Below are 11,692 nucleotides of genomic sequence, written 5' to 3' on the forward strand. Positions count from 1 at the left end.
CTTTGGAGTGTTTACAACAATGGCAAAAATCGTCGACATCAAAGGTCGTGAAGTTCTCGACTCCCGTGGCAATCCCACTGTGGAAGCCGATGTGCTTCTCGATAACGGCATCATCGGCAGCGCGTGCGCGCCATCCGGTGCTTCCACTGGCTCGCGTGAAGCACTCGAGCTGCGTGATGGCGACAAGAGCCGTTACCTGGGCAAAGGCGTTCTGAAAGCTGTCGGCAACATCAACGGTCCGATCCGCGACCTGTTGCTGGGGGCAGATCCAAGCGACCAGAAAGCGCTGGATCACGCGATGATCAAGCTGGACGGCACCGAAAACAAAGGTTCCCTGGGCGCCAACGCAATCCTCGCCGTTTCCCTGGCCGCAGCCAAGGCAGCAGCACAGGACCAGGACCTGCCGCTGTACGCTCACATCGCTAACCTGAACGGCACCCCGGGTGTTTACTCGATGCCGGTTCCGATGATGAACATCATCAACGGTGGCGAGCACGCCGATAACAACGTCGACATCCAGGAATTCATGGTTCAGCCAGTTGGCGCCAAGTCTTTCTCGGAAGGTCTGCGCATGGGCACCGAGATTTTCCATCACCTCAAAGCCGTTCTGAAGGCTCGCGGCCTGAGCACTGCCGTGGGTGACGAAGGTGGTTTCGCGCCGAACCTGGCTTCCAACGAAGACGCTCTGAAAGTGATCTCCGAAGCCGTGGCCAACGCCGGTTACAAGTTGGGCACCGACGTGACCCTGGCTCTGGACTGCGCCGCCAGCGAATTCTACGAAGACGGCAAGTACAACCTGTCCGGCGAAGGCCAGGTGTTCACCGCTGAAGGTTTCGCCGATTACCTGAAAGGTTTGACCGAGCGTTACCCGATCATCTCCATCGAAGACGGTCTGGACGAGTCCGACTGGGCTGGCTGGAAAATCCTCACCGACAAGATCGGCGAGAAGACTCAGCTGGTAGGCGACGACCTGTTCGTGACCAACACCAAGATCCTGAAAGAAGGCATCGATAAAAAGATCGCCAACTCGATCCTGATCAAGTTCAACCAGATCGGCACCCTGACCGAAACTCTGGAAGCGATCCAGATGGCCAAGGCCGCTGGTTACACCGCTGTGATCTCGCACCGCTCCGGCGAAACCGAAGACTCGACCATTGCCGACCTGGCGGTGGGCACTGCGGCTGGCCAGATCAAGACCGGCTCCCTGTGCCGTTCCGACCGCGTTTCCAAGTACAACCAACTGCTGCGTATCGAAGAGCAGTTGAATGGCAAAGCCAAATACAACGGTCGCAACGAGTTCCGCGGTTAAGCGGAAACTGGTAAAAAGACACCGGATTGTGTCGGAAAAATCGCAGCAGCGATGGATTTGCCACTAATCTGATGCCTTAAGAGCACAAGCCTGGTTCTTCCAGGCTTCGTGCTATCAGAAGCTTCAAAGTTTTGGCATGGCTGTCTTTTTTCACTGGATACCTGATATTCGATGCGCAGTCCCAATTGGTTGTTCCTTGTCTTGCTCTTGCTGCTGGCCGGCCTGCAGTATCGCCTGTGGGTGGGCAATGGCAGTCTGGCGCAAGTGGCCGAACTGAAGCAGCAGATTGCGGATCAACACGCCGAGAATGAGGCGTTGCTGGAGCGCAATCGGGTGATGGACGCCGAAGTCAGTGAATTGAAAAAGGGCATGGAGACCGTTGAAGAACGGGCTCGTCATGAGTTGGGCATGGTCAAGGACGGTGAAACCCTTTACCAGTTGGCCCAATGATTAATTCGTTACCGGCCTTCTGGGCCGTGATTCCTGCCGCGGGCGTCGGTGCCCGTATGGCCGCGGACCGTCCCAAGCAATACTTGCAACTGGGCGGGCGCACTATTCTCGAACACAGCCTCGGCTGTTTCCTCGATCATCCTGCCCTGAAAGGGTTGGTGGTCAGTCTTGCAATCGACGATCCTTACTGGCCGAATCTGGCGTGTGCCACCGATCCGCGTATTCAGCGGGTTGAGGGTGGCGCAGAGCGCTCCGGGTCGGTGCTCAATGCCTTGCTGCATCTGCATGCTCAAGGCGCTGACGATGAGGATTGGGTGTTGGTTCACGATGCCGCACGACCGAATCTGGCACGTGATGATCTCGATAAATTGCTCAGTGAACTCGCTGACGATCCGGTAGGCGGTCTGTTGGCGGTGCCTGCGCGGGACACTCTCAAGCGGGTCGACCAGCATGGGCGCGTGCTGGAAACAGTGGATCGCAGCGTGATCTGGCAGGCGTATACGCCGCAAATGTTTCGCCTTGGCGCGTTGCATCGGGCGTTGGCGGACAGTCTGGTGGCGGACGTTGTCGTCACCGATGAAGCCTCGGCCATGGAATGGTCGGGCCAGGCGCCGCGCTTGATTGAGGGGCGATCCGATAACATCAAAGTCACTCGCCCTGAAGACCTTGAATGGTTGCGCCAGCGTTGGGCTAACCGCCGCTAAAAGATCGCAGCCTACAATCTTTTGATCTCAAACCCGGTACTCCGGCCGTTCGGCCAACCCTTCCTTCAAATAATCCACCAACTTGCGCACCTTCGGCGACAGATGCCGTTGCTGTGGATAAAGCGCCCAAACTGCTGTGTTTGGCGGTTGATGGGCTTCCAGCAGCGAAATCAATTCGCCGTTTTTCAGGTATTCCAGCACGTAGTAATCCGGTAACTGACACAACCCAACCCCCTGTAGCGCCGCATCCAGCACGGCCTGCCCACTGTTGCAGCGCCAGTTTCCCTGTACACGCTGGGAAAATTCCCGCCCGTTCTGTTCCAGTTGCCAGATGTCCGAACTGCCAATGAGGCAGTTATGGCGACTCAGTTCCGACAAGCTGTGTGGGCGACCATACCGTTCCAGGTAGGACGGCGAGGCGCACAGGTACATGCGCCGTGGTGCCAGACGTGTGGCGACCAATCTTGAATCCTGCAGGCGGCCGAGGCGGATGGCCAGGTCCAGCCCTTCATGCACCAGGTCGAGCGGTCGGTTGCTCAGTTCAATGTCGACGCGCAGTTGCGGATACAACCCCATGAAGCGTGTCACCAGTGGCACGATGAATCGTTCGCCGTAGGCCACGGCACACGTCATGCGCAGCATGCCCTTGGGTTCGCTGGTCAAGTCACCGACAGCGCGCAACGCTTCTTCGCGACCGTCCTGTAGACGCTGGCAATGCTGCAAAAAGGTTTGCCCGGCCTCGGTCAGCGTGACCCGGCGGGTGCTGCGATAGAGCAAACGGGTTTGCAGGCGCTCTTCCAGTCGTACGATTTGGCGACTGATGTGAGAGGAAGACACCCCAAGGCGTTCAGCCGCAGCGGTGAATTGGCTGCACTCGGCCACGGCAACGAACTCGTCGATGCCTTCCCAGCGGTTTTCGGACATCGGGATTATCCCTGTATGGCAATAATGTTTTGCTTTTGTTCTGATTATTCATCGTATGTCGCTGTATTACACTCCTTGTCTCGTTTTTATTCACTGGAGAGTCAGCATGATCAAGTCGCGCGCCGCCGTTGCCTTCGAGGCCAAGAAACCCCTCGAGATCGTTGAAGTCGATGTCGCCATGCCCAAGGCTGGTGAAGTCCTGCTGCGCGTCGTCGCCTCCGGTGTTTGCCATACCGATGCCTACACCCTCTCGGGCGCTGACCCGGAAGGTATCTTCCCGTCGATCCTGGGTCACGAAGGTGGTGCGGTGGTCGAAGCGATTGGCGAGGGTGTGACTTCGGTCGTGGTCGGCGATCATGTGATCCCGCTGTACACCCCGGAATGTGGCAAGTGCAAATTCTGTCTGTCGGGCAAAACCAACCTATGTCAGGCGATTCGCGCGACTCAGGGTAAAGGTCTGATGCCGGATGGTACTTCGCGTTTTTCCTACAAGGGCGAAACGATTTTCCACTACATGGGCACCTCGACCTTTTCCGAGTACACCGTGCTACCGGAAATCTCCGTCGCCAAAATCCCTAAAGAAGCGCCATTGGAAAAAGTCTGCCTGCTGGGTTGTGGCGTCACCACGGGCATCGGCGCGGTAATCAACACCGCCAAGGTCAAACCAGGTGACACCGTCGCCATCTTCGGGCTGGGCGGCATCGGTCTGTCGGCTGTGATTGGCGCGGTCAAAGCCAAGGCAGGGCGGATCATCGCCATCGACATCAACCCGGCCAAGTTCGAGATCGCCAAGCAATTGGGCGCTACCGATTGTGTAAACCCGAAAGACTTCGATCGTCCGATTCAGGAAGTGATCGTCGACATGACCGATGGCGGCGTCGACTTTTCCTTCGAATGCATTGGCAACGTCCAGCTGATGCGTGCTGCACTTGAGTGCTGCCACAAAGGTTGGGGTGAGTCGGTGATCATTGGCGTGGCCGGTGCCGGTCAGGAAATCTCCACCCGTCCGTTCCAGTTGGTGACCGGTCGCGTCTGGCGCGGTTCGGCGTTCGGTGGTGTGCGTGGGCGTACCGAGTTGCCGAGCTATGTCGAAATGGCCCAGACCGGCGAGATTCCGCTGGATACCTTCATCACCCACACGATGGGCCTGGAAGATATCAACAAGGCGTTTGACCTGATGCACGAAGGCAAAAGCATCCGTAGCGTCATTCATTTCTAAAGGAGCAGCAGAAAGCTTCAAGCCGCAAGCTGCAAGTGGGTTCGACGCCCTCTTGCAGCTTAGAGCTTGAAGCTTGCAGCTGAAAAAAGCCCATGAGCCTGGAAAATATCTCCTGCCAGAAAAGCTTCGGCGGCTGGCACAAGCGCTATCGTCATCGCTCGGAAGTGCTCGGTTGCGACATGGTGTTTGCCGTGTACCTGCCGCCGCAAGCGGAGCAGGGCGGTAAACTGCCGGTGCTGTACTGGTTGTCCGGCCTGACCTGCACCGACGAGAACTTCATGCAAAAGGCCGGCGCCATGCGCATGGCCGCCGAGCTTGGGCTGATCATCGTCGCACCGGATACCAGTCCGCGCGGCCCTGATGTGCCGGATGATCCGGAGGGTGCCTGGGACTTCGGTCTCGGTGCCGGGTTTTATCTGAATGCCACGCAGGAACCGTGGTCCCGGCACTATCGGATGCATGACTATGTCGTGCAGGAATTGCCTGCATTGGTCGAAGCGCATTTCCCGACATCGGACAAGCGTGGCATCAGCGGTCACTCCATGGGCGGTCACGGTGCGTTGGTCTGTGCGTTGCGCAATCCCGGGCGTTATCGGTCAGTGTCGGCATTCTCGCCGATCAACAATCCGATGGATTGCCCTTGGGGCCAGAAAGCCTTTTCCCGTTACTTGGGAGAAGACCGTTCGAAGTGGCGCGAATGGGATGCCTGTGCATTGATTGCCGAGGCTGACGAGAAGCTGGCGCTGCTGGTCGATCAGGGTGATCGCGATGATTTCCTGGCCACCCAGCTCAAGCCTGAAGCCTTGCAACAGGCCGCCAAACTGGCGGGTCATCCGCTGACGTTGCGACTGCAACCGGGCTACGACCACAGCTATTTCTTCATCGCCAGCTTCATTAACGACCACTTGCAGCATCACGCACGCGCTTTAGGAGGCGCGGTCGGTTAGTCTCCCTACGCGGCGGGGAAGCTAATTGAGAGCGCCCCCTACGCCTAATGCAGGTAGAATCACGCCCTGACAAAAATCGGGGCGTTTTTTTATGCGTATTGGCCACGGCTACGATGTGCACCGTTTCGCTGAAGGCGATTTCATCACACTGGGCGGCGTGCGGATTGCACACAGCTTCGGGCTGCTCGCCCATTCCGACGGTGATGTCCTGTTGCACGCCTTGAGCGACGCGTTGCTCGGCGCTGCCGCGCTGGGTGATATCGGCAAGCATTTTCCGGACACCGACCCGCAGTTCAAGGGCGCCGACAGCCGTGTGCTGTTGCGTCACGTCGTCGCACTGATCCATGCCAAAGGCTGGAAAGTCGGCAACGTCGATAACACCATCGTCGCCCAGGCCCCGAAAATGGCCCCGCATATCGAATCGATGCGCGCGCTGATTGCCGCGGATCTTCAAGTTGAGTTGGATCAAGTGAACGTGAAAGCTACCACCACCGAAAAGCTCGGCTTTGTCGGTCGCGAAGAAGGCGTCGCCGTGCACTCCGTTGCCCTGTTGCTGCGCGCATGAACGAATTGCAGTTGCTCGGCCCGCGGGCCTATGGTCAAGCCCTCGGCAGCGCGGTACTGAAAGCCACGGCGGAAGATTTTCAGGTCGATGAAGTGCTCAATATCCCCCTCAGTGGCGATGGCGAGCACCTGTGGATCTGGGTGGAAAAGCGCGGTCTGAATACCGAAGAAGCGGCACGGCGCATCGCCAAGGCGGCGGGTGTGCCGTTGCGCACCGTCAGCTATGCCGGCCTCAAGGACCGCCAGGCGTTGACGCGTCAGTGGTTCAGCGTGCAACTGCCGGGCAAGGCCGATCCTGATCTGTCGGCGGCGGAAAACGACACGCTGAAAATACTCAAGACCGGTCGGCATAAACGCAAACTGCAACGCGGCGCCCACTCGGCCAACGGCTTCACCTTGCGCTTGACCCAGTTCGCCGGTGACAAGGCGGCGATTGAAGAGCGTCTGCAACTGATCGCCAAGCAAGGTATTCCCAATTATTTCGGCGCTCAGCGTTTCGGCTTTGACGGCGGCAACGTGGTCGACGCCCGTGCCTGGGCCGCGCGCAAGGCCCTGCCTGAGCAGCGCAATGTGCGTTCGCGGCTGCTCTCCACCGCGCGCAGTTTTCTGTTCAATCAAGTGTTGGCGGCGCGTGTCGCCGATGGCACCTGGCAGCGCGCTCAGGTGGGCGATCTGTTGGCGTTCACCGACAGCCGCAGTTTTTTCCCGGCAGGTGAAGCTGAATGCAGCGACCCACGCTTGGCGATTCTCGACCTGCACCCGACCGGCCCGCAGTGGGGCGAAGGTGACTTGCCGACGTCAGGCGCTGTCCATGAATTGGAGCAGGCAATCGCCGCGCGCGAAGCGGATCTGCGCGATTGGTTGATTAACGCCGGAATGAGCCACGAACGTCGCATTCTGCGGCTGCCCATTGGCGGGTTGACGTGGCATTATCCCGAGCCTGACATTCTGCAACTGGAATTCGTCCTGCCGGCCGGATGCTTCGCCACCGTTTTGGTGCGTGAACTCGTCGATCTGGTGCCGGTGGGGCAGACGGACAGCCCATGCGTATTCTGATTTCTAACGACGATGGGGTAACCGCACCCGGTCTCGCCGCGCTTTATGCCGCGCTGGCGGATTTTACCGAATGCGTGGTTATCGCCCCGGACCAGGACAAAAGCGGCGCCAGCAGTTCGCTGACGCTCGACCGTCCGTTGCACCCGCAAACCTTAGCCAATGGCTTTATCAGCCTCAACGGCACACCCACCGACTGCGTGCATCTGGGCCTTAACGGTTTGCTGGAGTTCGAGCCGGACATGGTGGTTTCCGGCATCAACCTTGGGGCCAACCTGGGGGATGACGTGCTGTATTCCGGCACCGTGGCGGCGGCCCTCGAGGGACGTTTCCTTGGGCGTCCTTCGTTTGCTTTCTCATTCGTCTCACGGCAAGTAGAGAACCTTCCCACAGCCGCTTATTTTGCGCGCAAACTGGTAGAGGCTCACGCGGACCTTGATCTGCCACCGCGTACGGTACTGAACGTGAACATTCCCAACTTGCCGCTGGAGCATATCCGCGGTATCCAGCTAACCCGCCTCGGCCATCGCGCCCGGGCCGCCGCGCCAATGAAAGTGGTCGATCCGCGCGGTAAATCCGGTTACTGGATCGCTGCGGCCGGGGACGCTGAAGATGGTGGCCCGGGTACTGATTTCCATGCGGTGATGCAAGGCTATGTTTCAATCACGCCACTGCAACTGGATCGCACCTTTAATGATGCCTTCAGAAGTCTCGATGGCTGGCTGGAGGGACTGCGCTAATGGCTCGTGAGCAAGACGATATTCTGCATCGCGGTATCGGGATGACCTCTCAACGGACCCGTGAGCGTCTGATTCAGCGCCTCTATGAAGAGGGAATATCCAACGCCAAGGTGCTGGACGTCATCCGTCGCACCCCGCGTCATCTGTTTGTTGATGAAGCGCTGGCTCATCGCGCCTATGAAGATACGGCGCTGCCGATCGGGCATAACCAGACCATTTCCCAGCCTTATATGGTGGCGCGCATGAGCGAGCTGCTGCTGGAAGCCGGTCCGTTGGACAAGGTGATGGAAATCGGCACCGGTTCGGGTTACCAGACGGCAGTACTGTCGCAACTGGTCGAGCGGGTTTTTTCCGTGGAGCGCATCAAAATTCTGCAAGACCGGGCCAAGGAGCGTCTGGTGGAACTGAACCTGCGCAACGTGGTATTTCGCTGGGGCGATGGCTGGGAAGGGTGGCCGGCATTGGCGCCATACAATGGCATCATTGTCACTGCCGTCGCCACCGACGTGCCTCAAGCTTTGCTCGATCAGTTGGCGCCGGGCGGGCGCTTGGTCATTCCGGTCGGTTCCGGTGAAGTTCAACAATTAATGTTGATCATCCGTGAAGAGCAGGGCTTTTCCAGGCGCGTTCTGGGGGCGGTGCGTTTTGTGCCATTGCTCAATGGGCCGTTGGCCTGAGCATTTGTTTCAACACGCTGAATTCTCTTCGAATGCCCGGGTCTTACGGCGGCATCGATTGGTTAAACGGAATTCATCCTCAGACAGCAAACGAGGGCGAAACGAATTCGCTTCATTAAAGGTAAAGCCTGTTTGGCCCGTTATACTTGCGACATTTCGTGCCGAAGCACGGCAATCCATATTTTCAGCCACCACAAAGGGAGCGGCGGGTGAGTCTCACAGTCATTGCGCAGCGAATAGGTATAACGAGTTTTCAGCGTCTGGTGACTGGCCTTGTCTTGAGTACTTTGCTGGTTGGTTGCTCCAGTACCCCATCAGGTAGTACGAGCGTCGTCGAGCGTAATAACACGGTCGCCCAGCGTCCGGCCGTGACCACCGGACAGTACGTGGTCCGACCCAAAGACACCTTGTTCTCTATCGCTTTTCGCTACGGTTGGGACTACAAAGCCCTCGCGGCACGGAACAACATTCCTACGCCTTACACGATCCATCCGGGTCAGACAATTCGCTTCGACGGCCGCAGCGGTTCAACGCCGACGGCGATAGTGAGTTCGTCCAGTTCCTCGCCTTCATCGTCGAGTAAAACCACGGTCATTCGGCGCCAGGCAAACGGCACGACGACCAGTACAACAGTGCTTGCACCGTCCGTCGCCAGCAAGCCGGCACCCGCGCCATTGCCTCCCGCTGGTCCGGCCCCGACGGGCTGGGGGTGGCCTTCTGGTGGCATTCTGATTGGAAAATTCTCTTCAAACGGTAGTTTGAATAAAGGAATTGATATCGCCGGAGATTTGGGACAGCCTGTTTTAGCTGCGTCTGATGGGACGGTGGTATACGCCGGGAGTGGCTTAAGGGGCTACGGCGAATTAGTCATCATCAAACACAGCGATACCTACGTCAGTGCCTACGGACATAACCGCAGGCTGTTGGTTCGGGAGGGGCAGCAGGTCAAAGTCGGACAGACAATTGCCGAAATGGGGTCAACGGGTACAGACCGGGTGAAACTGCATTTTGAGATTCGCCGACAAGGTAAACCAGTCGATCCGCTGCAATTCCTGCCACGTCGTTGATTTGTTAGCCAGCCTGTTCCGTCACGTAGAGGGAACAGGCTCCAGCGTTGCCAGGGATAAAGGCGTCGCTTGAGCTTGAGGTCGAACTCACCAAAGGACTATAACAATGGCTCTCAGTAAAGAAGTGCCGGAGTTTGACATCGACGATGAGGTTCTCCTGATGGAGACCGGCATCGCTACGGATTCGATGTCGAATGATGAAGGGGATGCACCACCTTCCGTTCGCGCCAAATCCAAACACTCCGCTTCGCTTAAGCAACACAAGTACATCGACTACACGCGGGCACTCGATGCCACACAGCTGTACCTCAACGAAATCGGCTTTTCCCCATTGCTCTCCCCGGAAGAAGAAGTTCATTTTGCGCGCTTGTCGCAAAGTGGCGATCCGGCCGGGCGCAAACGCATGATTGAAAGCAACCTGCGGCTGGTGGTGAAAATCGCCCGACGTTACGTCAATCGTGGGCTGTCGCTGCTGGACCTGATCGAAGAGGGCAACCTCGGCTTGATCCGGGCAGTGGAAAAGTTCGATCCAGAACGTGGCTTCCGCTTTTCGACTTACGCCACTTGGTGGATTCGTCAGACCATCGAGCGCGCGATCATGAATCAGACCCGGACCATCCGGTTGCCGATCCATGTGGTCAAAGAGCTCAACGTGTACTTGCGGGCTGCACGAGAGCTGACTCAAAAGCTCGATCACGAACCCTCACCCGAAGAAATCGCCAATCTGCTGGAGAAACCGGTAGGCGAGGTCAAGCGCATGCTCGGCCTGAACGAGCGGGTTTCTTCGGTCGACGTCTCGCTGGGTCCGGATTCGGATAAAACCCTGCTGGACACCCTGACCGACGATCGACCGACCGATCCATGCGAACTGTTGCAGGACGACGACCTGTCACAGAGCATCGATCAGTGGCTCTCGGAGCTGACCGACAAACAACGCGAGGTGGTCGTACGCCGCTTCGGCTTGCGAGGTCACGAGAGCAGCACGCTTGAAGACGTAGGCCTGGAAATCGGCTTGACCCGGGAGCGGGTCCGGCAAATTCAGGTTGAAGGCCTCAAGCGTCTTCGGGAGATTCTCGAGAAGAACGGCCTGTCGAGCGAGTCGCTGTTCCAATAGGCAACTTGTTCAACCGGTAACAAAAAGCCTCGACTTGTTCGGGGTTTTTTTGTGGCCGGAAATATGAGAGGTGCGTTGTTTTTTGCGCCACCTCAGGTTTGTAGTCTCGTGTTGTAAGTCTTTGCTTACTCTTTCGTAAGTGTTCGTTATTTTTACACCCTGGCAGTTGTCTATTTAATCTGTGGTGTCTATTTATGTTATTGATTTGTGTGAGTATTTTTTTAGATTAACGGCGTGTGACAGGCGATTTCAGCGACATAGGCCGATTGCCCTTAGTGGGGAATTCTCTAGTATCTGAACTGTGTCGACGGATAGACACGCCCTTCAAGGAAGAGGGGAACGGACATCGCAGGAAGCGGTTCATCAGGACGATGAAAAGGAACACAAGGAATAGGGAAAAAATGTGGGCGGGTCATACCGCCCCTTTTTTTGCCTGCAGAAAAGCAAAAAGGCCCACAAGGGGCCTTTTCAAGAACACCGGGTAATCAGCGTTCGAGGTCTTTGATCTTGCCTTTGACGCCATCCCACTCTTCGGCATCAGGCAACGATTCTTTCTTCTCGGTGATGTTGGGCCAGATTTCAGCCAGCTCAACGTTCAGCTGAATGAATTCCTGCATATCTTCCGGCACTTCATCTTCAGAGAAGATGGCCACGGCAGGGCATTCGGGTTCGCACAGTGCGCAGTCGATGCACTCATCCGGGTGAATCACCAGGAAGTTCGGGCCTTCGTAAAAGCAGTCCACCGGACAGACTTCTACGCAGTCGGTGTACTTGCACTTGATGCAGTTGTCGGTGACGACGAAGGTCATTTCTAATTTTCTCCTCAGGCGGCGGCAGCGGAGCCCCTTCACGTTGGGGTCGCCAGGTTTGGGAGCGATAGTCTGCAGGTCAGGCTATTGGCCTGCAGCATCCCAAACCGCGCGA

13 protein-coding genes are annotated in these 11,692 nt (G+C 57.4%); 11 read left to right on the top strand and 2 right to left on the bottom strand.

Translation table 11 applies throughout. The features are described 5' to 3' along the window. Positions 1–19 precede the first annotated feature (19 nt). The 3 genes from eno (at position 20) to ispD (ending at position 2,463) form a co-directional block, all read left to right on the top strand. The gene (gene eno / locus LOY56_RS05195; RefSeq protein WP_258620327.1) at positions 20–1,309 is read left to right on the top strand and encodes a phosphopyruvate hydratase; all 1,290 of its coding nucleotides are present in this window, start codon (positions 20–22) and stop codon (positions 1,307–1,309) included. A gap of 171 nt (positions 1,310–1,480) precedes the next feature. Continuing rightward, on the top strand, positions 1,481–1,759 hold the full coding sequence (ftsB, locus tag LOY56_RS05200; RefSeq protein ID WP_007907178.1) for a cell division protein FtsB: 279 nt from the start codon (positions 1,481–1,483) through the stop codon (positions 1,757–1,759). Beyond that, a complete protein-coding gene (gene ispD, locus LOY56_RS05205; protein WP_258620329.1) occupies positions 1,756–2,463 on the top strand; it encodes a 2-C-methyl-D-erythritol 4-phosphate cytidylyltransferase in 708 nt (235 codons plus the stop codon). The genes ftsB and ispD overlap by 4 nt, the downstream gene beginning before the upstream one ends. A 27-nt stretch (positions 2,464–2,490) precedes the next feature. On the opposite strand, the gene LOY56_RS05210 is transcribed toward ispD, so the two are convergent. Beyond that, entirely contained in the window at positions 2,491–3,387 is an 897-nt protein-coding gene (locus tag LOY56_RS05210) for a LysR substrate-binding domain-containing protein (protein ID WP_258620330.1), read from the bottom strand. A 106-nt stretch (positions 3,388–3,493) separates the two neighbouring features. On the opposite strand from LOY56_RS05210, the gene LOY56_RS05215 reads away from it, so the two are divergent. The 8 genes from LOY56_RS05215 to rpoS all read left to right on the top strand — a co-directional run bounded on the left by LOY56_RS05215 (position 3,494) and on the right by rpoS (position 10,768). Continuing rightward, positions 3,494–4,606 carry an S-(hydroxymethyl)glutathione dehydrogenase/class III alcohol dehydrogenase gene (locus LOY56_RS05215; protein WP_258620331.1) on the top strand — a complete coding sequence of 371 codons (1,113 nt, stop codon included), beginning with the start codon at positions 3,494–3,496 and terminating at the stop codon, positions 4,604–4,606. Positions 4,607–4,698: 92 nt separating this feature from the next. After that, positions 4,699–5,553: an S-formylglutathione hydrolase gene (gene fghA, locus LOY56_RS05220; protein ID WP_258620332.1), complete on the top strand. Its 855-nt coding sequence runs from the start codon at positions 4,699–4,701 to the stop codon at positions 5,551–5,553. Between the two features lie 91 nt (positions 5,554–5,644). After that, positions 5,645–6,118, top strand: coding sequence for a 2-C-methyl-D-erythritol 2,4-cyclodiphosphate synthase (gene ispF, locus LOY56_RS05225; protein ID WP_258620333.1), 474 nt, complete (start codon positions 5,645–5,647; stop codon positions 6,116–6,118). Beyond that, positions 6,115–7,173 (top strand): tRNA pseudouridine(13) synthase TruD, encoded by a 1,059-nt coding sequence (gene truD, locus LOY56_RS05230; RefSeq protein WP_258620334.1) that lies wholly within the window; start codon positions 6,115–6,117, stop codon positions 7,171–7,173. Before ispF ends, truD begins: the two co-directional genes overlap by 4 nt. Then, positions 7,161–7,910: a 5'/3'-nucleotidase SurE gene (gene surE / locus LOY56_RS05235; protein WP_258620335.1), complete on the top strand. Its 750-nt coding sequence runs from the start codon at positions 7,161–7,163 to the stop codon at positions 7,908–7,910. Before truD ends, surE begins: the two co-directional genes overlap by 13 nt. A 41-nt stretch (positions 7,911–7,951) precedes the next feature. Further along, positions 7,952–8,587: a protein-L-isoaspartate(D-aspartate) O-methyltransferase gene (locus tag LOY56_RS05240; RefSeq protein WP_258622568.1), complete on the top strand. Its 636-nt coding sequence runs from the start codon at positions 7,952–7,954 to the stop codon at positions 8,585–8,587. Positions 8,588–8,796: 209 nt separating this feature from the next. Beyond that, positions 8,797–9,654, top strand: coding sequence for a peptidoglycan DD-metalloendopeptidase family protein (locus tag LOY56_RS05245; protein ID WP_258620336.1), 858 nt, complete (start codon positions 8,797–8,799; stop codon positions 9,652–9,654). Between the two features lie 106 nt (positions 9,655–9,760). Beyond that, entirely contained in the window at positions 9,761–10,768 is a 1,008-nt protein-coding gene (rpoS, locus tag LOY56_RS05250) for an RNA polymerase sigma factor RpoS (protein ID WP_007907200.1), read from the top strand. 485 nt (positions 10,769–11,253) lie between these two features. Here rpoS and fdxA read toward each other — a convergent pair whose 3' ends face one another. After that, the gene (gene fdxA / locus LOY56_RS05255; RefSeq protein WP_003222178.1) at positions 11,254–11,577 is read right to left on the bottom strand and encodes a ferredoxin FdxA; all 324 of its coding nucleotides are present in this window, start codon (positions 11,575–11,577) and stop codon (positions 11,254–11,256) included. Between the last annotated feature and the right edge of the window lie 115 nt (positions 11,578–11,692).

Origin of the sequence: Pseudomonas sp. B21-048, assembly GCF_024748615.1 — a bacterium.
Lineage (GTDB): Bacteria > Pseudomonadota > Gammaproteobacteria > Pseudomonadales > Pseudomonadaceae > Aquipseudomonas.